The 22,638-nt window shown below is 72.0% G+C and carries 21 protein-coding genes; 16 read left to right on the top strand and 5 right to left on the bottom strand.

All coding sequences use genetic code 11. From position 1 onward, the window contains the following. Positions 1-5: 5 nt before the first annotated feature. Complete coding sequence (locus AB0D74_RS25670) at positions 6-551, bottom strand: Fic family protein (RefSeq protein WP_362591389.1); 546 nt, start codon at positions 549-551, stop codon at positions 6-8. Between the two features lie 315 nt (positions 552-866). Here AB0D74_RS25670 and AB0D74_RS25665 point away from each other — a divergent pair, with 315 nt between their 5' ends. The 4 genes from AB0D74_RS25665 to AB0D74_RS25650 all read left to right on the top strand — a co-directional run bounded on the left by AB0D74_RS25665 (position 867) and on the right by AB0D74_RS25650 (position 4,041). Continuing rightward, complete coding sequence (locus tag AB0D74_RS25665; protein ID WP_362591386.1) at positions 867-1,754, top strand: hypothetical protein; 888 nt, start codon at positions 867-869, stop codon at positions 1,752-1,754. A gap of 175 nt (positions 1,755-1,929) precedes the next feature. Next, the gene (locus tag AB0D74_RS25660; RefSeq protein WP_362591383.1) at positions 1,930-2,106 is read left to right on the top strand and encodes a hypothetical protein; all 177 of its coding nucleotides are present in this window, start codon (positions 1,930-1,932) and stop codon (positions 2,104-2,106) included. A 76-nt stretch (positions 2,107-2,182) separates the two neighbouring features. Next, the gene (locus AB0D74_RS25655) at positions 2,183-2,860 is read left to right on the top strand and encodes a hypothetical protein (RefSeq protein WP_362591380.1); all 678 of its coding nucleotides are present in this window, start codon (positions 2,183-2,185) and stop codon (positions 2,858-2,860) included. Between the two features lie 146 nt (positions 2,861-3,006). Further along, the gene (locus tag AB0D74_RS25650) at positions 3,007-4,041 is read left to right on the top strand and encodes an EamA family transporter (RefSeq protein WP_362591377.1); all 1,035 of its coding nucleotides are present in this window, start codon (positions 3,007-3,009) and stop codon (positions 4,039-4,041) included. Here AB0D74_RS25650 and AB0D74_RS25645 read toward each other — a convergent pair. Further along, entirely contained in the window at positions 4,011-4,856 is an 846-nt protein-coding gene (locus AB0D74_RS25645) for a TIGR03943 family protein (RefSeq protein WP_362591374.1), read from the bottom strand. The genes AB0D74_RS25650 and AB0D74_RS25645 overlap by 31 nt on opposite strands. Next, the gene (locus AB0D74_RS25640) at positions 4,853-5,842 is read right to left on the bottom strand and encodes a permease (RefSeq protein WP_362591769.1); all 990 of its coding nucleotides are present in this window, start codon (positions 5,840-5,842) and stop codon (positions 4,853-4,855) included. The genes AB0D74_RS25645 and AB0D74_RS25640 overlap by 4 nt, the downstream gene beginning before the upstream one ends. Positions 5,843-6,163: 321 nt before the next feature. Between AB0D74_RS25640 and AB0D74_RS25635 the strand changes: the two genes are divergently transcribed. The 8 genes from AB0D74_RS25635 (at position 6,164) to AB0D74_RS25600 (ending at position 16,464) form a co-directional block, all read left to right on the top strand. Further along, positions 6,164-6,958 carry a TIGR03084 family metal-binding protein gene (locus AB0D74_RS25635; protein ID WP_362591372.1) on the top strand — a complete coding sequence of 265 codons (795 nt, stop codon included), beginning with the start codon at positions 6,164-6,166 and terminating at the stop codon, positions 6,956-6,958. After that, positions 6,955-8,733: an acyclic terpene utilization AtuA family protein gene (locus tag AB0D74_RS25630; protein ID WP_362591369.1), complete on the top strand. Its 1,779-nt coding sequence runs from the start codon at positions 6,955-6,957 to the stop codon at positions 8,731-8,733. Before AB0D74_RS25635 ends, AB0D74_RS25630 begins: the two co-directional genes overlap by 4 nt. Further along, on the top strand, positions 8,730-10,328 hold the full coding sequence (locus AB0D74_RS25625; RefSeq protein WP_362591366.1) for a carboxyl transferase domain-containing protein: 1,599 nt from the start codon (positions 8,730-8,732) through the stop codon (positions 10,326-10,328). Before AB0D74_RS25630 ends, AB0D74_RS25625 begins: the two co-directional genes overlap by 4 nt. 8 nt (positions 10,329-10,336) lie before the next feature. Beyond that, positions 10,337-12,181, top strand: coding sequence for a biotin carboxylase N-terminal domain-containing protein (locus AB0D74_RS25620; protein ID WP_362591363.1), 1,845 nt, complete (start codon positions 10,337-10,339; stop codon positions 12,179-12,181). 81 nt (positions 12,182-12,262) lie between these two features. Further along, positions 12,263-13,429, top strand: a complete 1,167-nt coding sequence (locus AB0D74_RS25615) for an acyl-CoA dehydrogenase family protein (protein WP_362591360.1) — start codon at positions 12,263-12,265, stop codon at positions 13,427-13,429. Between the two features lie 58 nt (positions 13,430-13,487). Further along, entirely contained in the window at positions 13,488-15,083 is a 1,596-nt protein-coding gene (locus AB0D74_RS25610; protein ID WP_362591357.1) for a 4-coumarate--CoA ligase family protein, read from the top strand. After that, complete coding sequence (locus AB0D74_RS25605; protein ID WP_362591354.1) at positions 15,080-15,814, top strand: enoyl-CoA hydratase family protein; 735 nt, start codon at positions 15,080-15,082, stop codon at positions 15,812-15,814. Before AB0D74_RS25610 ends, AB0D74_RS25605 begins: the two co-directional genes overlap by 4 nt. A gap of 56 nt (positions 15,815-15,870) precedes the next feature. After that, positions 15,871-16,464: a TetR/AcrR family transcriptional regulator gene (locus AB0D74_RS25600; RefSeq protein WP_362591351.1), complete on the top strand. Its 594-nt coding sequence runs from the start codon at positions 15,871-15,873 to the stop codon at positions 16,462-16,464. A 93-nt stretch (positions 16,465-16,557) separates the two neighbouring features. On the opposite strand, the gene AB0D74_RS25595 is transcribed toward AB0D74_RS25600, so the two are convergent. Beyond that, on the bottom strand, positions 16,558-17,658 hold the full coding sequence (locus AB0D74_RS25595; RefSeq protein ID WP_362591348.1) for a citrate synthase 2: 1,101 nt from the start codon (positions 17,656-17,658) through the stop codon (positions 16,558-16,560). Positions 17,659-17,803: 145 nt separating this feature from the next. Here AB0D74_RS25595 and pdxH point away from each other — a divergent pair, with 145 nt between their 5' ends. From pdxH to AB0D74_RS25580, 3 genes are all read left to right on the top strand, one after another. After that, positions 17,804-18,496 carry a pyridoxamine 5'-phosphate oxidase gene (gene pdxH, locus AB0D74_RS25590; RefSeq protein ID WP_362591345.1) on the top strand — a complete coding sequence of 231 codons (693 nt, stop codon included), beginning with the start codon at positions 17,804-17,806 and terminating at the stop codon, positions 18,494-18,496. 308 nt (positions 18,497-18,804) lie between these two features. After that, complete coding sequence (locus AB0D74_RS25585; protein ID WP_362591342.1) at positions 18,805-19,254, top strand: GNAT family N-acetyltransferase; 450 nt, start codon at positions 18,805-18,807, stop codon at positions 19,252-19,254. Positions 19,255-19,368: 114 nt separating this feature from the next. Then, the gene (locus AB0D74_RS25580) at positions 19,369-20,790 is read left to right on the top strand and encodes a PAS domain S-box protein (protein ID WP_362591339.1); all 1,422 of its coding nucleotides are present in this window, start codon (positions 19,369-19,371) and stop codon (positions 20,788-20,790) included. A 13-nt stretch (positions 20,791-20,803) separates the two neighbouring features. Here AB0D74_RS25580 and AB0D74_RS25575 read toward each other — a convergent pair whose 3' ends face one another. Further along, complete coding sequence (locus tag AB0D74_RS25575) at positions 20,804-21,559, bottom strand: SIS domain-containing protein (protein WP_362591335.1); 756 nt, start codon at positions 21,557-21,559, stop codon at positions 20,804-20,806. Between the two features lie 321 nt (positions 21,560-21,880). Here AB0D74_RS25575 and AB0D74_RS25570 point away from each other — a divergent pair, with 321 nt between their 5' ends. After that, complete coding sequence (locus AB0D74_RS25570; protein WP_351702825.1) at positions 21,881-22,573, top strand: metal-dependent transcriptional regulator; 693 nt, start codon at positions 21,881-21,883, stop codon at positions 22,571-22,573. The last annotated feature ends 65 nt before the right edge of the window (positions 22,574-22,638 follow it).

Below are 22,638 nucleotides of genomic sequence, written 5' to 3'. Positions count from 1 at the left end.
GGGCTTCAGGACCGGCGGCGGTTGAGCACCCCGATGAGAGCGGCAAGGTCGGCGGCGCCCGCCGGGTCGTCCGCGTAGCGGGTGGTCTGGAGAGGGCCGACCTCGGGAAGGACGACGTCCTCCCGGGCCAGGACGTGCACCAGGGTCAGCAGGGCGGCGCGGGCGTTGCCGTCGGCGAAGGGGTGGAAGAACGCCACGTCGAGGTACACGCGGGCCGCGCGGGCCGCCAGCGGGATGTCCGGGTCGGTCGTCTCGCCCAGGCAGGAAGCGAAGTCGGCCTGGGTGCGCGGAGCCAGGCCGTAGCGCTCGCGGCCGGCCTTCGCAAAGGCGTCGTCCGCGCGGAACGGCGCCTCCGGCTCGCCGAGGACCTCGCCCTGCCACCGGCCGGCCATGCCGGAGAGCACGGGCGGCACCCACTCGCGGACCAGCGAGCGGAGGTGGGCCTCCTCGTCTGCGTCCCAGCGGAACGGGTTGCGGCCCGGGTCGAGTTCGTCCCAGTCCTGCGTGGCCCGGGAGGTGACGGGGGGCACGCGGTTCTCGGGGAAGGGCAAGGTGTCATGGTTGTACGTCAGCGTCGGCCACTCTTCCTGTCCGAGCCTGTCCGAGGTGATCGCCCCACCAGTCTCCGCTCGAGGACTCCTGGGGCGCGAACGGTTTTCCGGACCGCACCCTGGTGCGGGCGGTACGTCCAGCGGTCACCTTCTGACGTGTGCGTCGCGGTGTGAGTGCCCGTCACATCACCCTTGTTACACACTTATTGCACAGGGGATCTTCAAGAATTCTCCATGTCGTTCGTAGGCTGCGTACGCCAATGGGCCCGGCCGGGGGCGACTCGCCGGGCCCCTCGCGATCCCAGGGGGATTCACATGCGTATACGCGTCGCGGCCACTGTTCTGTCCGGTGCGGTCGCTCTGTCCGCGCTCGCTGTCCCGGTGGCCGCCCAGGCGGCGTCGGGCCCGAGCGCGAAGGCGCAGCTCAGCTCCTTCTTCGCGAACTCCGCGCCCGCCGCGCACGCCTCGAACTCCGCGCAGACCGTCCGGCCGAAGACCGGAATCGGGAGCATCTCCTTCTCCAAGGGCGTCGTCAACGGCGGCAAGGACATCGTCCTCGGCACCACCACGAACAAGTCCGTCACCGCGACCTACACCGCCACCAGCTCCAGCGGCGTCGCGGTCACGGAGGCGTTCCTCTGGCAGGGCACCGACCCCTCCAGCGTGGACACCATCACGGGCGCCCTGGGCACCGACGACGACCCGGTCTGCACCGAGTCGACCACCCAGACCGGCGTCTACAGCTGCAAGGCGGTCTTCAACATCCACGCGGCCACCGACATGAAGAACAACGGTGTCGCCGGCACCTGGAAGCTCGCCATCGGCGGCGACGACCTCTCCGCGAGCGCCAGCTTCGACGACAACATCGGCACCGGCAAGATCAAGAAGGCTTCCAAGCTGACCGTCGACGCCGCCCCGGAGCCGGTGAAGAAGGGCAAGACCATCACCGTCACCGGCAAGCTGACGCGCGCCGACTGGAACACCGGCAAGTACTCCGGCTACGCGTCGCAGAAGGTGCAGTTGCAGTACCGCAAGAAGAGCAGCACCACCTACACCACCCTCAAGACCATCACCGCCGGGACCGGCGGCGCCCTCAAGACCACGGTCAAGGCCACGGCCGACGGTTACTACCGCTACTCGTTCGCGACCAACGCCACCACCGGCGCCTCGACGGCGACCGGCGACTACGTCGACGTGAAGTAGCTTCCGGCCGTCACCTGAAGATTCGTTTCACTGCCGTTCGGCCTCGCCCCGAGCACGGGGCGAGGCCGAACGCGTCGTCCAAGAGCCGCGTGCCGACCTGGAGAACCGGTAGCCGATGCGTATCCGAATCAGTGCCCACGAGGGGCCGCTCACCGTTCAGTTCGAGCCTTCGGGCATGGAGTACGAACTGTCCTCGGGGGATCACCTCGACGTCCTGTTCCCGCCCGCGCCCGATGACCAGGTCGGTGGTCATGTCGAGTACGTTCCGGGCATGGTGACCGTGTTCGCCTCCTCGGACGTGCCGGGGTTCACCCGGGCCTGGAACGCGGCCGGTGAGGAAATCACCACCTAGTGATCGCAGCGCAAAACCAAACCCAGGTCCACAAGGAGAAGCGGGTCGCCTGCACGGTGTGTCCGGAGGGATGATCATGACGGCGGAATTCGGACTTTCCTGGCTGTCCATGCAATGCGACGGCATGGAGCAGACTCTGACAGTGGCGGAACTTGACTGCCTCGTGGAAAGCAGTACCAAGGGCGCTCTGCTGATGATCGCCGCCCGTTCGGTGACCGACGTTCCCGCGCCGGGCCACACCCTGCTCGGTCCGGACGTACGAGGGCTGCTGGAGTCGCCTCTCGACGACCCCGTGCTGCGCACGGTGTGGGTCGGCGGCGCTGAAACAGCCTTCGATCCCGACTGGGACAAGGAGTGCATGCGGGACTGGCTGGCCGGGATCGAGGCGGCGTGGCTGGAGGCCGAACGGCTGGCGGACCCGCACTTCGTCCCGCCTCTGCCGGCGCAGGCGCCCGATCCGGGGCTGCGCGCGGCAGTGCTGGAAGCCATCGGCCGCGTGGCGCCCCGGCTGACGGCCGCGACGGAGGACCGCGTCTGGCCCCCCAAGCTCACCGGCTTGGTACCCGCTCTGACCGAGGTGGTCGAGAAGGTCGACGCGGACTTGGGGTTCCGGCTGTTCCTACGGGCGTTGAAGGCCTCCGCCTTGCCCATCGACCCGCATGACCACCAGGCGTTCCTCGCGGTCGGCGAGCGGTTCGGCTATCCGGATCTGGTCGACGAAGGCTACCTCCACGTCGTCCCGGCCGTGCCCTAGGCGCGGCTCGCGGCACGGCAGGTGGTCGGCAGGCCACGCATCTCAGCATCCAGGACAGTTCCATAAGGGGTTCACGCGCCTGTCGAAGTCCATTACCCTGGACTGAGAAGTGCATCGTAATGAACAGCGACTCTCCTGGACCGCCCGTGACCAGCTCCAGCTCCTCGCAGCCGACGTCGACGTCCACGCCCGCCGCCACCGGTGTCCCGGGGCGACTCGGCTCGCTCGGGCCCGTCGGGCTGGTTCTGGCCGGTGGGATCTCCGTGCAGTTCGGCGGGGCCCTCGCGGTCACCCTGATGCCGCGGGCGGGTGCGCTCGGCGTGGTGACGCTGCGGCTGCTCGCCGCCGCGGTGATCCTGCTCGTGGTGTGCCGGCCACGGCTGCGCGGCCACTCCCGCACCGACTGGGGCACGGTGATCGTCTTCGGCATCACCATGGGTGCGATGAACGGTCTCTTCTACGAGGCCGTCGACCGCATCCCGCTGGGCCTCGCCGTCACCCTCGAAGTGCTCGGGCCGCTCGCCCTGTCCGTGCTGGCCTCCCGGCGCCTGATCAACGCCCTCTGGGCGGGGCTCGCGCTGGGCGGTGTCTTCCTGCTCGGCGGCGGGGACTTCAGCGGTCTCGACCCCGTGGGTGTCGGCCTGGCCCTGGGCGCCGGCGCCATGTGGGCCACCTACATCATCTTCAGCGCCCGCACCGGCCGCCGTTTCCCGCAGGCCGACGGTCTGGCCCTGGCCATGGCGGTCGCGGCCCTGCTGTTCCTCCCGCTGGGCATCGCCGGAGCCGGCAGCAGGCTCCTGGACCCGACCACCGTCGCCCTGGGCTCGTCGGTCGCGGTCCTCTCCTCCGTCCTGCCCTACACCCTCGAACTCCTCGCCCTGCGCCGCCTCCCGGCCCACACCTTCGCCGTCCTCATGAGCCTGGAACCGGCCATCGCCGCCACCGCCGGCTTCCTCGTCCTCGGCCAGGCCCTGTCGGCGCCCCAGGCGGCTGCCGTCGCCCTCGTCATCGCGGCGAGCGTCGGCGCGGTCCGCTCCCAGGTGGGACGCGGCCGGAAACCGGCGGGCGGCGCCCAGCCGGAGCCGGTGATCGCTGTCCAGCCGGAGCCGGTGGTCGCCCTACGGCCGGAGCCGCAGCCGGTCGTCGTCGTTCAGCCGGAAGGGAACGGCAGCGCGTCCTGATAGCCGTTCGACGGACGCTGGATCTTCTTCACGGTCTGGGCGTCCAGCGCGACCGGCGCCGACTTCGTGCCCAGCTTCCCGCCGGGGTGCCAGTTCCCGGTGACGGACACCCACGTGTTGGCGGTCGGGATGCTGGTGCTGTAGATCCGCACCTTCACGGACTGCGCGTCGGCCGCGCAGCAGGAGATGATGATCCGGGTCAGGTCCCAGCTCCCGCCCCCGGGGACGGGCGTGACCAGCCCGCTCATCTCCACGGTCCGCGCCTTGATGGCCAGCGAGCGGTCCTGCTGCACCCGCGTGGTGAAGTCCGTGAGCGTGATGGGCAACGGCGACGTCTTCGGCAGCGGATCGAACTCGTCCTGCTCCGCGATGACCTTGGCCGGCTGCCGGGAGGCGGTGTACGCACCGAGGGCCGGCGGGGCGTAGAAGAGCAGACTCAGCGCGGGGAGCAGGAGCAGCCAGGCGACCCGGGGGACCGTCGAGTGGTCGTGACCGTGGTGCTGTTCCGGCTCGTCTTGGGGGTCGGCGACATGTGCGTGGGGGCCGTGTGCGGGCACGCCATGTGCGGGCGCACCATGTGCGTGACTCCCATGCCTGCCGTGTCCCTTCCGTCCCGGCTGGCCATCCCGTCGCTCCTGGCCGTCGCGCATCGCCGCCTCCACGATGCCCAGCACCAGCAGCACGAACCCGGACGCGATCAGCAGGGGCCGCATCCCGGGCTTGACGTAGCGCAGGCACAGGTCGGTGAAGAGGGAGGCGTGCAGCAGGCCGAGGCCGCTGAGGACCAGCAGGGTCACCTGGAGCGGACGTCTCACAGCAGCACTCCTCCGACCAGCACACTGCACAGGACCGCGACGACCGTCGTGGCGGCTGAGAAGCGGGCCGCGAAGGCCCGGCCGAACGTGCCCGCCTGCAACGCGATCAGCTTGAGGTCCACCATGGGCCCGACCACCATGAACGCCAGCCTGGCAGTGGGCGAGAAACCCGTGAGCGACGACGCCACGAACGCGTCCGCCTCCGAGCACACCGCGAGGATGATCGCCAGCGCCGCCAGGAACAGCACCGACAGCCAGGGTGAACCGGAGAAGGTGTCGAGGACCGACCGCGGTACGGCCACGTTGAAGGTGGCCGCGGCCATGGCGCCGACCACCAGGAAACCGCCGGCCTGGAGGAAGTCGTGCTGGAAACCGCGCCGGAACTCCGTCCAGCGGTTGTGCCCCGGCTGGTGCCCGGTGTGCCGTACGGCGGGCCGTAGCCACTCCTCCCGGCCCAGCCAGAGCCACAGCCAGCCCATCACGGCCGCGGTGACCAGCGAGGCGACCAGCCGGGCCAGCACCATGAGGGGAGTGCCGGGGAAGGCGATGGCGGTGGCGGTCAGCACGACCGGGTTGATGGCCGGCGCGGAGAGCAGGAACGCGAAGGCGGCGGCCGGGGTGACCCCGCGCCCGATCAGGCTGCTGGCCACCGGCACCGACGCGCACTCGCAGCCCGGCAGCACGACCCCGGCGACCCCGGCGACCGGCACCGCGAGCGCGGGCCGCTTGGGCAGCAGCCGGGTGAACACCCGCTCCGGCACGAACGCGTTGATCGCCCCCGACAGTGCCGTACCGAGCAGCAGAAACGGTGTCGCCTGCACGATCACGGCGAGGCACACCGTCTGCCAGGCCTGTAGCGCGGCCTTGCTGACGCCCTGGCCCACGAGGAAGAGGGCGGTACCGGGCAGGACGGCGGCGGCCACGAGGAGGAGGGGCCAGAAGCGGGGCGGTTCGCGCGGGGGCTGATCCTCGACGCCCGCGTCCACCGGGTAGCCGCCTACCGTGCCTGCCGGGGGTGTCAAGACGGCAGTCGTCTCGGCCCCCACGGCGGGTTCATCTGTCCTCCGCACGCCCCGCACGCCTCACACATCACTCCATCGCCGGATGTTCGCATCGAACATAGGGCATGACGGTCCCCTTGCCGTGACGGGTTGTGCCAAGGTTTGCCCCGGGCTGACTCCGGATGTCGCCAAGGACCACCGCCACACCGCCGCACCGGGTCGGCCGCCCTGTGCGGCCGGCCATGGCTCTCCCGAATTCATGCAAGCGTGCTTGATTGTTTCCGGGCCCGCTGCCATGCTCCCCCCATGTCCGATCCGACGCCCGTCATCGACGACCTGCGTGAGGAGAGTGCGGAACTCGACCGGCTGGTAGCCGGGTCGGGTACCGAGCAGTGGGCTCTCGCCACCCCCGCACCCCGCTGGACCGTCGCCCACCAGATCGCCCACCTCGCCTGGACCGACCACTCCTCGCTGCTGGCCGTGACCGACCAGGACGCCTTCTCCCGCGAGGTCGAGAAGGCGCTGACCCAGCCCGGGGACTTCGTGGACAACGGGGCCGAGGAAGGCGCCGCCAAGCCCCCCGCCGAGTTGCTGGCGGACTGGCGGGCCGGGCGCGAGGCCCTGGACCAGGCACTGCGCGCGGCGCCCGTACGGGCACGTTTCCCCTGGTACGGGCCCCCTATGTCGGTCGCCTCCATGGCCACCGCCCGGCTGATGGAGACCTGGGCGCACGGCCTCGACATCGCCGACGCGCTGGGTGTGTCCCGTACCCCCACCGACCGGCTCCGGCACATCGTCCGGCTCGGCGTCCGCACCCGCGACTTCGCCTTCGGCGTGCACGGACAGCCCGTGCCGTTCGAGGAGTTCCGCGTCGAACTGACCGCCCCGTCCGGCGAGCTGTGGACATACGGACCCGAGGACGCCGACGACCGGGTCACCGGCCCCGCCCTCGACTTCTGCCTCCTGGTCACCCAGCGCGCCCACCGCGCCGACCTCGCCCTCGAAGCCACCGGTCCCGACGCCGACCGCTGGCTGGACATCGCCCAGGCCTTCGCGGGCCCGCCAGGACCCGGCCGCACTCCCAAGGGCGGCACCTCGTGACCCTGCGCATAGGCAACGCCTCCGGCTTCTACGGCGACCGTTTCGACGCGCTGCGGGAGATGCTCACCGGTGGCGAACTCGACGTCCTCACCGGCGACTACCTCGCCGAGCTGACCATGCTCATCCTGGGCCGCGACCGGCTCAAGGACCCCGGCGCCGGATACGCCCGCACCTTCCTGCGCCAGCTGGAGGACTGCCTGGGCCTGGCCCACGAGCGGGGCGTGCGGATCGTCACCAACGCCGGCGGCCTCAACCCGGCGGGGCTCGCCGACGCCGTACGGCGGCTGGCCGACCGGCTCGGCATACCTGTGCGCGTCGCACATGTGGAGGGCGACGACCTCACCGCCGCCCACCCCGGCAGCCTCGCCGCCCACGCCTACCTCGGCGGTTTCGGGATCGCCGAGTGCCTGCGGGCCGGTGCCGACGTCGTGGTCACCGGCCGGGTCACCGACGCGGCCCTGGTCACCGGGCCCGCCGCCGCCCACTTCGGCTGGCAGCCGGGGGAGTACGACCGGCTCGCCGGCGCCGTCGTCGCCGGGCACGTCCTGGAGTGCGGCACCCAGGCCACCGGCGGCAACTACGCCTTCTTCGCCGAGGCCGGAGCCGGAGCCGCGGCGGGAGCTGGAGCCCAGGCGGGAGCCGGAGCCGGAGCGGGGGCGGGCCGGGACCTCCGCCGCCCCGGCTTCCCGCTCGCCGAGATCCACGAGGACGGCAGCTGCGTCATCACCAAGCACCCCGGCACCGGCGGCTTCGTCGACGTCGGCACGGTGACCGCCCAGCTCCTCTACGAGACCGGCGGCGCCCGCTACGCCGGACCCGACGTCACCGCCCGCCTGGACAGCGTCCGGCTGAGCCAGGACGGCCCCGACCGGGTGCGGATCGAGGGCGTCAGGGGCGAGGCCCCGCCCCCGACCCTCAAGGTCGGCCGCAACCGGCTGGGCGGTTTCCGCAACGAGGTCGTCTTCGTGCTCACCGGGCTCGACATCGAGGCGAAGGCCGCGCTGGTGCGCGAGCAGATGGCCGACGCGCTCGCCAAGTCCCCGCCGTCCGGCGTCAGCTGGGAGCTGGCCCGCACCGACCGGCCCGACGCGGACACCGAGGAGACGGCCAGCGCGCTGCTCCGGCTCGTCGTGCGGGACCGCGACGAGGAGAAGGTCGGCCGGGCGCTGACCGGCGCCGCCGTGGAACTCGCGCTCGCCAGCTACCCCGGTTTCCATGTGCTCGCCCCACCGGGAAAGGGCGCGCCCTATGGGGTCTTCGAGGATGTGTACGTCCCCCATGGTGAGGTGCCCCATGTGGCCGTCCTCCATGACGGACGACGGATCCCCGTGCCGCCGGCCCAGGACACCCTCGTACTCCAGGACCTGCCCGAACCCCCGCTGCCCGAGCCGCCGGCCGGGGCGCTGACCGAGCCGCCGGCGGGGCCGTACCCGGCCGGTGGTCCCACCCGGCGGGCGCCGCTCGGGCTCGTCGCCGGGGCCCGCAGCGGGGACAAGGGCGGGAACGCCAACGTCGGCGTCTGGGTGCGCTCGGAGGAGGCGTGGCGCTGGCTCGCGCACGCCCTGACCGTGGACACCTTCCGCCGGCTCCTGCCCGAGACCGCCGAGCTGGCGGTCACCCGGCACCCGCTCCCGAACCTGCGTGCCCTCAACTTCACCGTCGAGGGCCTGCTGGGCGAGGGTGTGGCCGCGCAACACCGTTTCGACCCCCAGGCCAAGGCCCTCGGCGAATGGCTCCGCTCCCGCCACCTGGACATCCCGGAGGCCCTGCTGTGACGGTCATCGAGACCACCCTCGACACCCACACCCCCGACTACCGGGCGAACCGCGACGCCATGCTCGCCAAGCTCACCGACCTGGAGGCCGAACACGCCAAGGCCCTCGCGGGCGGCGGCGACAAGTACGTCGAACGGCACCGCAAGCGCGGCAAGCTCCTCGCCCGCGAGCGCATCGAACTCCTCCTCGACCCCGACACCCCCTTCCTGGAGCTGTCCCCGCTGGCCGCCTGGGGCAGCGACTACGCGGTCGGCGCCTCGCTGGTCACCGGGATCGGGGTGGTCGAGGGCGTGGAGTGCCTGATCACCGCGAACGACCCGACCGTGCGCGGCGGTGCCAGCAACCCCTGGTCGCTGAAGAAGGCGCTGCGCGCCAACGACATCGCCCTCGCCAACCGGCTGCCCTGCATCAGCCTGGTCGAGTCCGGCGGCGCCGACCTGCCCTCCCAGAAGGAGATCTTCATCCCGGGCGGCGCCATCTTCCGCGACCTCACCCGGCTCTCGGCCGCCGGGATCCCCACGGTCGCCGTCGTCTTCGGCAACTCCACCGCCGGCGGCGCCTACATCCCCGGCATGTCCGACCACGTGATCATGGTCAAGGAGCGTGCCAAGGTCTTCCTCGGCGGACCGCCCCTGGTGAAGATGGCCACCGGCGAGGAGAGCGACGACGAGTCGCTGGGCGGCGCGGAGATGCACGCGCGCGTGTCGGGCCTCGCCGACTACTTCGCCGTCGACGAACCGGACGCGCTCCGGCAGGCCCGGCGCGTGGTCGCCCGCCTCAACCACCGCAAGGCGCACCCCGACCCCGGCCCCGCCGAACCGCCCAAGTACGCGGCCGACGAACTCCTCGGCATCGTCCCCGGCGACCTGAAGATCCCCTTCGACCCGCGCGAGGTGATCGCCCGCCTGGTCGACGCCTCCGACTTCGACGAGTTCAAGCCGCTGTACGGGACGAGTCTCGCGACCGGCTGGGCGAGCCTGCACGGCTACCCGGTCGGCATCCTGGCGAACGCGCAGGGCGTGCTGTTCAGCCAGGAGTCCCAGAAGGCCGCCCAGTTCATCCAGCTGGCCAACCAGCGCGACATCCCGCTGCTCTTCCTCCACAACACCACCGGCTACATGGTCGGCAAGGAGTACGAGCAGGGCGGGATCATCAAGCACGGCGCGATGATGATCAACGCGGTCAGCAACAGCCGCGTCCCGCACCTCTCCGTCCTCATGGGCGCCTCCTACGGCGCCGGGCACTACGGCATGTGCGGGCGCGCCTACGACCCGCGCTTCCTGTTCGCCTGGCCCAGCGCCAAGTCCGCCGTCATGGGCCCGCAGCAGCTCGCCGGCGTGCTCTCGATCGTCGCCCGCCAGTCGGCCGCCGCGAAGGGCCGGCCGTACGACGAGGACGGCGACGCGGCCCTGCGCGCCATGGTCGAGCAGCAGATCGAGTCCGAGTCGTTGCCCACGTTCCTGTCCGGGCGGCTGTACGACGACGGCGTCATCGACCCGCGCGACACCCGCACCGTCCTCGGCCTGTGCCTGTCCGCCATCCACACCGCCCCCTACGAGGGCGCGCGGGGCGGCTTCGGCGTCTTCCGGATGTGAGGCATCACATGATCTCGACCCTGCTCGTCGCCAACCGCGGCGAGATCGCCTGCCGGATCTTCCGCACCTGCGCCGAACTCGGCATCAGCACCGTCGCCGTGCACTCCGACGCCGACGGGAACGCGCTCCACGCGCGCGTGGCCGACACCGCCGTACGGCTGCCCGGCGCCACCCCCGCCGACACCTACCTGCGCGGTGACCTGGTGGTGAAGGCGGCCGTGAGCGCCGGCGCGGACGCCGTGCACCCCGGGTACGGCTTCCTCTCCGAGAACGCCGACTTCGCACGGGCCGTCATCGACGCCGGCCTGGTCTGGATCGGACCGCCCCCCGAGGCGATCGAGGCGATGGCGTCCAAGACCCGCGCCAAGGAGCTGATGGGCATCGCCCCGCTCGGCGAGGTGCGCGCGTCCGACCTGCCGGTGCTGGTCAAGGCGGCTGCCGGCGGCGGCGGGCGCGGCATGCGCATCGTGCGCCGCCTCGACGAACTGGACGCCGCGCTGGAGGGCGCGCGCGCCGAGGCCGCGAGCGCCTTCGGCGACGGCGAGGTCTTCGTCGAGCCGTACATCGAGCGTGGCCGCCACGTCGAGGTGCAGATCCTCGCCGACGCCCACGGCACGGTATGGCCGCTCGGCACCCGCGACTGCTCGCTCCAGCGCAGGCACCAGAAGGTCGTCGAGGAAGCACCCGCGCCCGCCCTCCCCGAGGGGCTCGTGAAGGAGCTGCACGCGCTGGCCGTGCGCGCCGCGCGCTCCGTGGCCTACGTCGGCGCGGGCACCGTCGAGTTCCTCGTCGCCGACGGCACGGCGCACTTCCTGGAGATGAACACCCGCCTCCAGGTGGAACACCCCGTCACCGAGGCGGTGTTCGGCCTCGACCTCGTCGCCGAGCAGATCCGCGTCGCCGAGGGCCACCCCCTTCCCCTCGACGCCCCACGCGCGCGTGGCCACGCGATCGAGGCCCGCCTCTACGCCGAGGACCCCGCCCGCGACTGGGCCCCGCAGACCGGCACCCTGCACCGCCTCGCCGTACCGGACAGCGTCCGTCTGGACACCGGCTACACCGACGGCGACGAGATCGGCGTCCACTACGACGCGATGCTCGCGAAAGTCGTCGCCCACGCCCCCACCCGCGCGGAAGCCCTCCGCAAACTGGCCCACGCCCTCGAACGGGCCACCCTGCACGGCCCCGCCACCAACCGCGACCTCCTCGTCCGGTCGCTGCGCCACGAGGAGTTCGCGACGGCCCGCATGGACACCGGCTTCTACGACCGCCACCTCACCGACCTCACGGCACCCGCCCCCGACCCGCACGCCCCCCTCGCCGCCGCCCTGGCCGACGCCCACGGCCGCTCCCGCTTCGGCGGCTGGCGCAACCTGCCCTCCCAGCCCCAGACCAAGCGCTACCTGATGGCCGGCGAGGAGCACGAGACCCACTACCGGCACACCCGCGAGGGCCTCACGGCAGACGGCGTACGGGTCGTGCACGCCGGTGCGCGACTCGTCGTACTCGACATCGACGGCGTGCACCGCAGGTTCCAGGTCGCGCGGTACGGCGACCAGGTCCACGTCAACAACACGACCCTCACCGCCCTGCCCCGCTTCCCCGACGCCAAGGCTCAGTTGGCACCGGGATCCCTGCTGGCACCGATGCCGGGAACGGTCGTACGGCTGGCCGAGGGGCTGGAGGCAGGGTCGGCGGTGGAGGCGGGCCAGCCCCTCCTCTGGCTGGAGGCGATGAAGATGCAGCACCAGATCAAGGCGCCGGTGACGGGCACGCTGAGCGAACTGCGGGTCGTGGTCGGCCAACAGGTGGAGCCCGGCTCTCTCCTGGCAGTAGTGCAAGCGCCCCTTTAGGGGCGCGGGACTGTATTCGATATGCGGCTGCCGCCGCGTGAGCGCGAGAAACCACGACGATCCCGCACCCGAAGGAGCACCGTGTCCACCCAGATCGAATCCGACGAACACAAGGCACTCCGCGCAGCAGTAGCCACCCTCGGCGCCAAATACGGCCGCGACTACATCACCCGCACGATCGCCGAGGGCCGTCCCCCGACCGAACTCTGGCAAGAGGCCGGGAAACTCGGCTACCTCGGCGTCAACCTCCCGGAGGAGTACGGCGGCGGAGGCAGCGGCATCGCCGAACTCTCCATCGTCCTCGAAGAGCTGGGCGCGGCAGGCTCGCCGCTGCTGATGCTCGTCGTCTCCCCCGCCATCTGCGGCACCGTGATCGCCCGCTTCGGCACCGAGGAACAGAAGCGGACCTGGCTCCCCGGCCTCTCCGACGGTTCCCGTCTCATGGCGTTCGGCATCACCGAACCCGACGCCGGCTCCAACTCCCACCGCATCACCACCACCGCCCGCCGCGACCCGGCCGGCGGCGACTGGCTGCTCACCGGCCGCAAGGTCTTCATCTCCGGCGTCGACCTGGCCGACGCCGTCCTCGTCGTCGGCCGCACCGAGGACGCCCGCACCGGCCGCCTCAAGCCCTGCCTGTTCATCGTCCCGACGGACGCCGAAGGCTTCCACAGGCAGCCCATCGACATGGAACTCAACGCCGCCGAGAAGCAGTTCGAGCTCACCCTCGACGACGTACGGCTGCCCGCCGACGCCCTCGTCGGCGACGAGGACGCCGGCCTGCTCCAGCTCTTCGCCGGACTCAACCCCGAGCGGATCATGACGGCCGCGTTCGCGATCGGCATGGGCCGCTACGCGCTCTCCAAGGCGATCGAGTACGCGCGCGACCGCACCGTCTGGAAGGCCCCCATCGGCGCCCACCAGGCCATCGCGCACCCCCTCGCCCAGGCGCACATCGACCTCGAACTCGCCCGCCTGATGATGCAGAAGGCAGCACACCTGTACGACGCGGGCGACGACGTCGGCGCAGGTGAAGCCGCCAACATGGCGAAATACGCGGCGGGCGAGGCGTGCGTGAGGGCCGTCGACCAGGCCGTGCACACCCTCGGCGGCAACGGACTCACCCGGGAATTCGGGCTCGCCTCGTTGATAACGGCCGCGCGCGTGGCTCGTATTGCTCCGGTGAGCAGGGAGATGATTCTCAACTACGTCTCCCACCAGACCCTCGGCCTGCCCAAGTCGTACTGAGGTCGCACTCAGCCCGCACCGAGGCCGTACCGAGGCCCAAGGCCGCCTTGGAGGAACCGTGTTCCGCAGTGAGTACGCAGACGTTGAGCCCGTAGAACTCCCCATCCACGAGGCCGTGCTGGGCCGGGCCGCCGAGTTCGGCGACGCACCCGCCCTGATCGACGGCGCCGACGGCACCACCCTGACGTACGCACAACTGGACCGGTTCCACCGGCGGATCGCCGCCGCGCTCGCCGACGCCGGCGTCCGCAAGGGCGACGTCCTCGCCCTGCACAGCCCCAACACGGTCGCCTTCCCGACCGCGTTCTACGCGGCCACGCGCGCGGGTGCCTCCGTCACCACCGTGCACCCGCTCGCCACGCCCGAGGAGTTCGCCAAACAGCTCACGGACTCCGCGGCCCGCTGGATCGTCACCGTCTCACCGCTCCTGGAGGCAGCCCGCCGGGCCGCCGAACTCGCCGGCGGCATAGCGGAGATATTCGTCTGCGACAGCGCACCCGGACACCGCTCCCTGATGGACATGCTCGCCGGCGAGGCCCCCGAGCCGCAGGTCGACATCGACCCCGTCGAGGACGTCGCCGCCCTGCCGTACTCCTCCGGCACCACCGGCGTCCCCAAGGGCGTGATGCTCACCCACCGGCAGATCGCCACCAACCTCGCCCAGCTCGACCCCGCCGTCCCGGCCGGCCCCGGCGACCGCATCCTCGCGGTCCTCCCGCTGTTCCACATCTACGGCCTCACCGCGCTCATGAACGCCCCGCTCCGCAAGGGCGCCACCGTCGTCGTCCTGCCCCGCTTCGACCTGGACACCTTCCTCGCCGCCATCCAGAACCACCGCATCACCGGCCTGTACGTCGCCCCGCCGATCGTCCTCGCCCTCGCCAAGCACCCCAAGGTCGCCGACTACGACCTCTCCTCCCTGAAGTACGTCATGAGCGCCGCCGCGCCCCTGGACGCCCGCCTCGCCGCCGCCTGTTCACAGCGCCTCGGCCTGCCGCCGGTCGCCCAGGCCTACGGCATGACGGAACTCTCGCCCGGCACCCACGTCACCCCGCTCGACGCCCTGGACCAGGCACCGCCCGGCACCGTCGGCAAGCTCATCGCCGGCACCGAGATGCGGATCGTCTCCCTCGACGACCCGCACAAGGACGTCATCACCGGCGAACCCGGCGAGATCCTCATCCGCGGCCCCCAGGTCATGAAGGGCTACCTCGGCCGCCCCGACGCCACCGCCGACATGATCGACACCGACGGCTGGCTGCACACCGGCGACGTCGGCCACGTCGACGCCGACGGCTGGCTGTTCGTCGTCGACCGGGTCAAGGAACTCATCAAGTACAAGGGCTTCCAGGTGGCCCCCGCCGAACTGGAGGCCCTCCTGCTCACCCACCCGGGCATCGCCGACGCCGCCGTCGTCGGCGCCTACAACGAGGACGGCAACGAGATCCCGCACGCCTTCGTCGTCCGCCAGCCCACCGCGGGCGACCTCACCGAGAACGAGACCATGCTCTACGTCGCCGAACGCGTCGCGCCCTACAAGCGCGTCCGCAAGGTCACCTTCATCGCCGGAGTGCCCCGCGCGGCCTCCGGGAAGATACTCCGCCGCGAACTGCGTGCCCTCGCGAAGACCGCGGAACCCGAGGAGCGCCCATGACGTTGATCGGACGGGCACACGCGCGTGCCGTCACCACCCTCAGCCTCGACGCCACCGCCACCCGCAACGCCCTGTCCGCCGCCCTCGTCGCCGAACTCGCGGAGGCCCTCACCGACTGCGCCAAGGACCCCGACGTCCGCGCCGTCGTCCTCACGCACACCGGTACGACGTTCAGCGCCGGCGCCGACCTGCGCGACCCGCCCGACCCCGACGCGCTCGTCGGCCTCCTGCGCCAGCTCGTCGAACTGCCCAGGCCCGTCGTCGCCCGCGTCACCGGCCACGTCCGCGCGGGCGGCCTCGGCCTCCTCGCCGCCTGCGACATCGCCGCCGCGTCCGCCGACTCCACCTTCGCCTTCACGGAGGTACGGATCGGCGTCGCCCCCGCGGTGATCTCCCTGCCCCTCCTCCCGCGCACCGACCCCCGGGCCCTCGCCCGCTACTACCTCACCGGCGAACGCTTCGACCCGGCCGAAGCCGTCCGCCTGGGCCTCCTCACCACCACCGCCGACGACGTCGACACCGCCCTCGAACCCATCCTCGACGGCCTCCGCCGCTCCGCCCCTCAGGCCCTGGCCGAGACGAAACAGCTGCTCACGGCTAGGGTGCTGGAGACATTCGACCGGGACGCGGCCCCCCTCACCGCACTCTCGGCCCGGCTGTTCTCCTCCGACCAGGCCCGCGAGGGGATGACGGCCTTCCTCGAACGACGGGACGCGGCGTGGGTGGTGTGAACACAGGTGCGAACACGGGTGTGAGCACAGGCGCGGGTACGGGTGCGAGCACCGGGGTGAGTACGCCGGAGCGCGCGCCGAAACAGGACCGCAGCCGGGCCACCCGGCAGCGGCTCCTGGAGGCCGCCGTGGCCTGCCTCGCCGAACACGGCTGGACCGGCTCCACGGTCGCCGTCGTCGCCGAACGCGCCGGCGTCTCCCGGGGCGCGGCCCAGCACCACTTCCCCACCCGCGAGGACCTCTTCACGGCCGCCGTCGAATACGTCGCCGAGGAACGCTCCACGGCCCTGCGCGCCCTGTTCCCCGAAGGCACCACCGGCGACCGCCGCGCAGCCGTCACCGCCATCGTCGACCTCTACACCGGCCCCCTCTTCCGCGCCGCCCTCCACCTCTGGGTCGCCGCCTCCAACGAGGACCAGCTCCGCCCCCGGGTGACGGAACTGGAGGCCCGCGTCGGCCGCGAGACCCACCGCATCGCCGTGGACCTGCTCGGCGCCGACGAATCCCGCCCCGGCACCCGCGAGACGGTCCAAGGGCTCCTGGACATGGCCCGGGGCCTGGGCCTCGCCAACCTCCTGACGGACGACAGGGCGAGACGGGAGCGCGTGGTGGCCCAGTGGGCGGCGCTGCTGGACGAGACCCTGGGCTGAAAAGCAGGGCCCGCAGGGCCCGCTTTTCAGGGGCGCGGGGAACTGCGCGAGCAACCACACGCAACCCGCGGTCGCCCACCCACCGCCGCCCCCCTAGTGGGCGATATCCCCATACCCCTCGATGTCCTGAGGCCGCCGCACCCCCGGCCCCACATACTCCGCCGACGGCCGCACCAACCGCCCCGTCCGCTTCTGCTCCAGAATGTGCGCCGACCACCCCGCGGTCCGCGCACACGTGAACATCGACGTGAACATGTGCGCCGGCACCTCCGCGAAGTCCAGCATGATCGCCGCCCAGAACTCCACGTTGGTGGCCAGCACACGATCCGGCCGCCGATTGTGGAGCTCCTCCAGCGCCGCCTTCTCCAACGCCTCCGCGATCTCGAACCGCGGCGCCCCCAGCTCCCGCGCCGTCCGCCGCAGCACCCGCGCCCGCGGATCCTCCGCCCGGTACACCCGGTGCCCGAACCCCATCAGCCGCTCACCCCGGTCCAGCGCCCGCCTGACGTAGCCCACCGCGTCCCCGGTCCGCTCGATCTCCTCGATCATCCCGAGCACCCGGGAGGGCGCACCCCCGTGCAACGGCCCCGACATGGCCCCCACCGCACCCGACAGCGCCGCAGCGACATCGGCACCGGTCGAGGCGATCACCCGCGCCGTGAACGTGGACGCGTTCATCCCGTGCTCGGCGGCCGAGGTCCAGTAGGCGTCCACGGCCGCCACATGCTTCGGGTCCGGCTCCCCACGCCACCGGATCATGAACCGCTCGACCACCGAGTGCGCCTTGTCGATCTCCCGCTGCGGCACCATCGCCAGCCCCTGCCCGCGCGCGGACTGGGCGACGTACGACAGCGCCATGACCGCGGCCCGCGCCAGGTCCTCCCGGGCCTGGTCGGCATCGATGTCGAGCAGCGGCTTCAGCCCCCACACCGGCGCCAGCATGGCGAGCGCCGACTGCACGTCCACCCGGATGTCACCCGAATGGACGGGGATCGGGAACGGTTCGGCCGGCGGCAGCCCCGGGTTGAAGGCCCCGTCGACGAGCAGCCCCCACACGTTCCCGAACGAGACGTGCCCGACCAGATCCTCGATGTCGACGCCCCGGTACCGCAGGGCGCCGCCCTCCTTGTCCGGTTCGGCGATCTCCGTCTCGAACGCGACGACTCCTTCGAGCCCAGGCACGAAGTCGGACATGGGGCGGCTCCTCATGGGTGTAGGCGGAGGCAACTGCACCATAACTCCGAGTGCCAGAGATGGGGAGTCCAGCGGCACTCAGTGCCACCGTAGGTATGCGTCACATGTGCCCCGGACCCATATGTGCATACGGCAAGATGACCGCGTGACCGATCGTGACGCCGCCGCCTCCGACGAACCCACCCTCGACCCCGCCGCGATGCGCAAGCACTACCGGGCCGAGGGCCTCGAAGAGCACGACCTGGCCGCACATCCCATGGACCAGTTCACCGCCTGGTTCCACCAGGCCGCGCGGGCCGCCGCCGACGGGATGATCTACGAACCCAACGCGATGGTCGTCGCCACCGCCGACGCCGAGGGCCGCCCCAGCTCCCGCACGGTCCTGATGAAGCAGTACGACACCCGGGGCTTCGTCTTCTACACCAACTACGACTCCCGCAAGGCCCAGGACCTCGCCGCGAACCCCTACGTCTCGCTGGTCTTCCCCTGGCACGCCATCGCCCGCCAGGTCGTCGTCACCGGCACCGCCCGCCGCACCGGACGCGACGAGACCGCCGCCTACTTCCGCACCCGCCCGCACGGCTCCCAGCTCGGCGCCTGGGCCAGCACCCAGTCCACGGTGATCTACTCCCGCGCCGAACTCGACGCCTCCTACGCGGAGCTCAGCGCCCGCTACCCCGAGGGCGAACAGGTCCCGGTGCCCCCGCACTGGGGCGGCTTCCGCATCGCCCCCCAGACCGTCGAGTTCTGGCAGGGCCGCCAGAACCGCCTCCACGACCGCCTCCGCTACGTCGCCGACCCCGCCGGCACCTGGCACGTGGAACGCCTCAGCCCCTGACATCCCCCGCGGGGCCGCAAACGCAGACGACCCGCGAGCTCGGGTCCCTCCGCCATACGGCAGAGAAGCCGGCCGGACGTACCGGCGAGCCCGCGGGTCGGGTGACTGCTTGGGATTGGGCCGGCTGCACGTGTCTGTCACGCGCTGGTCCGGCACCGCACTCGCTGTGGTGACGGGCCGCTAGCCCGCAGCCACCTCACGCGTCCGGTTGTCATACATCTGCCGAACCACCTCCCTTCTCGTGTACGTCACACCCTACGAAGCTGACCGAAGGTGCTCAAGGGATTTATTCGGAGGTGACGTGCCGCGTGAGTGGGTTGCGGATCGGACTCGTGGACGGGGACGGGGGTGGGGAGGCGCTGGAGGAGTGGCGGTATGTGCACAACGTGGTGGTGCCGCCTGCTGCGATGTCGGTCGAGGAGGCGCGGGAGCGGCTGGGCCGGGGGTATCGGCTGGAGAACGCGTACGACGGGGACGTGCTGGTGGGGTGTTCTACCGTGCGGCCCGCTGTCGGCGGGGTGGTGACGGTGATCGCGCGGGTGCTGCCGGAGTTCCGGCGGCGCGGGTTCGGGGCGGCCCTGTACGAGCATGCGCTCGCGTACGCGCGTGTGCAGGGGGCCGAGGTCGTCGAGACATGTGTGCTGGGTGTCAACGAGGACGGGTTGCGGTTCGCGCGGCGGCGGGGGTTTGCCGAGGTGGAGCGGTATGTGCTCGACGGGGAGAGCGACGAGTGGGTGGATCTGCGGCTCGTGCTGTGAGGCGGTGCCGGGCGGCGGGTTGCAACGATTCCCTCAATCTTGCGGGAACACAGTGTGGGCTGCGTCACGTTCGAGTTGAATGAAGGGCAGCGAGTGAGCCTGATGGGGGTCCAGGTGAGTGCTTCCCGGCGTAGTGGGGCCACGGACGAGTTGGGGCCCGACGAGCCCGAGCCGGAGCCGGAGCGGGATGTTCCGGAGGACTCGGGCGGCTCCGACCTGCTCGCGGCACTGCTCGACGGCATGGACGCGGCACTGTGTGCCTTCGACGCGGACGGTTTCGTCACGCACTGGAACCGGGAGGCCGAGCGGATCCTGGGGTGGACGGCGGCCGAGGCGGTGGGCCGGCAGGGGTTCGCCGGCTGGGCGGTGCGGGAGGCGGATGCCGACGAGGTCGAGGGGCGGCTGCTGTCCGCCATGCACGCTCCCGGGCGCCAGGTGCACGAGTTCGCGCTGCTCACGAAGGACGGCGGGCGGGTCCTCGTACGGACGCAGTCGGCGGCCGTGCGCGGGCCGGACGGGAAGCCGGCGGGGGTGTACTGCGCGTTCAGCGAGGTGCACGCGCAGATCGACCTGGAGCGGTCGATCGCGCTGAGCGAGGCGCTGTTCGAGGACGCGGCCTGGGGCGTCGTGGTCGTGGACGCGGACCTGCGGCCCGCCGTCGTCAACGCGTACGCCGCGCGGTCGCTCGGTATCGGGCGCACGTCGGCGCTCGGGCGGCCGTTGGGGGAGTTGCTGGCGCTGGGGGTGGAGGACCTCGAGGGCGCGCTGACGCATGTGCTGGCCGAGGGGGCGCCGCCCGCGCCGGCCGAGATGTGGGTGAGCGTGCGGACCCCGGAGGGCGAGCAGCGGCGCTGCTGGCGGTCGGGGTTCCTGCGGCTGGCGTCGCCGCTCGCGGAGGAGCCGGTGCCGCTCGGGGTCGGCTGGCTGTTCCAGGACGTCACGGAGGCCAAGCAGGCCGAGCAGGAGGCGGCGATGCTGCGCTTCCGGGCCAACCAGCTGCATCGTGCGGCCCGTGCGGCGGCGGAGTGCGAGGACCCGGCGGAGGCGGCGACCGTCCATCTGGACTTCGCGCTGGCCGGGTTCGCCGACCACGCGGTGATCGACCGGGTGGTGGGCGGCTCCCGGGCCGACGGCGAGGTGGGGCCGGTGCGGCTGGTGCGGATCGCGGCCACGCCGTCCGGGGCGCCGGGGCCGAGCATGCTGACGGGCGCGGCGGGGCTGCCGGTGCGCTACGAGGAGGGGCATCCGGCGTTGCAGTGCGTGGCGCGGGCCGGGAGTGTGCGGGCGGACGCGGGTTCGGTGCCGCTGGACCGGGCGCGGGCCTGGGCGCTGGACCGGCAGTGGCCCGGGGACGCGGTGCACGCGTTGTGCGCGGTGCTGCGCAGCCGGGGGCGGACGCTGGGCGTCGTGACGTTCCTGCGCGGGTCGGCGCGCAGCCGTTTCGAGCGCGCGGACGCGACGTACGCCGAGGACGTGGCCGTGCGGATCGCGACCGCGCTGGATCTCGCCCACCTCGCGAAGGACCGGCAGCAGTAGCGGTCGGCGGGCCTCACTGCTGGTAGAAGATCCGGTCGCGGTACTCCTCGAACACGCGGGCGTTCCATTCGTGGCCGCCGTCGACGTTGCCGGAGCGCAGCAGCGGGGGTTCGGTGCCGCGGTCGGCGAGGGTGGCGGCGGTGGTGGCCAGGACCGCCTGGAGCAGGGCGCTGGTGACGACCGTGGAGGCGGGTGCGAAGGGGGCCGGGATGGTGTCGAGGGTGAGTTCGGCGTCCCCGACGGCGATCTTCGAGTCGAGGACGATGTCGCAGTGGTCCTTGAGGTAGGTGCCGGAGGCGTGCCGGGAGGTGGTCTCGGCGGCGTACGCGACCGATGTCACGCCGATGACCTTGGCGCCGCGGTCGCGGGCGGTGACGGCCATCTCGACGGGCAGGGCGTTGCGGCCGGACAGGGAGATGATCACGAGGGTGTCGCCGGCGCGCAGGGGCGAGGTGTCGAGGACGGCGGTGGCGAGGCCGTCGACGCGTTCGAGGCGGGAGCCGAGGGTGGCGGGCATCACGTCGACGCCGACGAGGCCGGGGGCGGCGAGGAGGTTCATGAGGGCGAGGCCGCCGGCGCGGTAGACGACGTCCTGGGCGGGGAGGGAGGAGTGCCCGGCGCCGAAGGCGAAGAGCCGGCCGCCGGCGGTGACGGTGTCGGCCAGCAGGGTGCCGGCGGCGGCGATGGCCTCGGCCTCCTCCTCCCGGACCCGTTGCAGGAGGCCGATGGCGGCGTCGAAGAACAGGTCGGCGGGCGTGCCGTCGCTCATGCGGGCCCCTTTGCGCGGTCGACGTCAGCGTCTGTGTCGCGGATCACCCTCAGGTCTGGACCAGTGCCGTGTCAATACGGCCGGTGGTTGGTGCGGGTGGGCTGGGGCCGGGGGGTGGGGACGCTCACCGGCGCTTGCCGGGTGCCGCTGCGCCCACCCGTGCCGCCCTGCGGCACGCCTGCCTGGGTCTGGGTTGCCGACGGACGGCCCGCACCCCCCGTTTTTCCGGTGTCCCCCGCTTGTCAGTGGGATCCGGCAGAATTGGTTCCAGGGCCAGCGCACGCCGCCGGGGCTTCCGGCAGAGGTAATCGAGGGGCACGAATGTCCGGACTGATCGACACCACGGAGATGTATCTCCGCACCATCCTCGAGCTCGAAGAGGAAGGCGTCGTCCCCATGCGCGCCCGCATCGCGGAGCGGCTCGACCAGAGCGGGCCGACGGTGAGCCAGACGGTGGCGCGGATGGAGCGGGACGGTCTCGTGTCCGTCGCCACCGACCGTCACCTGGAGCTGACCGACGAGGGGCGCCGGCTGGCGACGCGTGTGATGCGCAAGCACCGGCTCGCCGAGTGCCTGCTGGTCGACGTGATCGGCCTGGAGTGGGAGCAGGTGCACGCCGAGGCGTGTCGCTGGGAGCACGTGATGAGCGAGGCCGTGGAGCGGCGCGTCCTGGAGCTGCTGCGGCACCCGACCGAGTCGCCGTACGGCAATCCGATCCCGGGTCTGGAGGAGCTGGGCGAGAAGGACGGCGCGGACCCGTTCCTGGACGAGAGCATGGTGTCGCTGGCGGACCTGGACCCGGGCGCGGACGGCAAGACGGTGGTCGTGCGCCGGATCGGCGAGCCCATCCAGACCGACGCGCAGCTGATGTACACGCTGCGGCGGGCGGGCGTGCAGCCCGGTTCGGTGGTGAGCGTGACGGAGTCGGCCGGCGGGGTGCTGGTGGGCAGCGGCGGCGAGGCGGCCGAGCTGGAGGCGGACGTGGCCTCCCACGTGTTCGTCGCCAAGCGCTGAGCGCGGGGCGGAACCGGAGTGCCCCTGAACTCCGCGGCGCCCTTGAACTTCCGTTGTCCGTGCGG

This window comes from Streptomyces sp. NPDC048278, from assembly GCF_040652195.1.
Classification (GTDB): Bacteria; Actinomycetota; Actinomycetes; order Streptomycetales; family Streptomycetaceae; genus Streptomyces.
This window is presented reverse-complemented; position numbering and strand designations above follow the sequence as displayed.

What these genes read in the sequence shown, in the direction of transcription:
- AB0D74_RS25635 (WP_362591372.1), top strand. Translation starts at nt 6,164, where the DNA reads ATGTCCGATCCGACGCCCGTCATCGACGACCTGCGTGAGGAGAGTGCG.
- AB0D74_RS25660 (WP_362591383.1), top strand. Translation starts at nt 1,930, where the DNA reads ATGGAGTACGAACTGTCCTCGGGGGATCACCTCGACGTCCTGTTCCCG.
- AB0D74_RS25665 (WP_362591386.1), top strand. Translation starts at nt 867, where the DNA reads ATGCGTATACGCGTCGCGGCCACTGTTCTGTCCGGTGCGGTCGCTCTG.
- AB0D74_RS25570 (WP_351702825.1), top strand. Translation starts at nt 21,881, where the DNA reads ATGTCCGGACTGATCGACACCACGGAGATGTATCTCCGCACCATCCTC.
- AB0D74_RS25595 (WP_362591348.1), bottom strand. Translation starts at nt 17,658, where the DNA reads ATGTCCGACTTCGTGCCTGGGCTCGAAGGAGTCGTCGCGTTCGAGACG.
- AB0D74_RS25655 (WP_362591380.1), top strand. Translation starts at nt 2,183, where the DNA reads ATGACGGCGGAATTCGGACTTTCCTGGCTGTCCATGCAATGCGACGGC.
- AB0D74_RS25620 (WP_362591363.1), top strand. Translation starts at nt 10,337, where the DNA reads ATGATCTCGACCCTGCTCGTCGCCAACCGCGGCGAGATCGCCTGCCGG.
- AB0D74_RS25605 (WP_362591354.1), top strand. Translation starts at nt 15,080, where the DNA reads ATGACGTTGATCGGACGGGCACACGCGCGTGCCGTCACCACCCTCAGC.
- AB0D74_RS25575 (WP_362591335.1), bottom strand. Translation starts at nt 21,559, where the DNA reads ATGAGCGACGGCACGCCCGCCGACCTGTTCTTCGACGCCGCCATCGGC.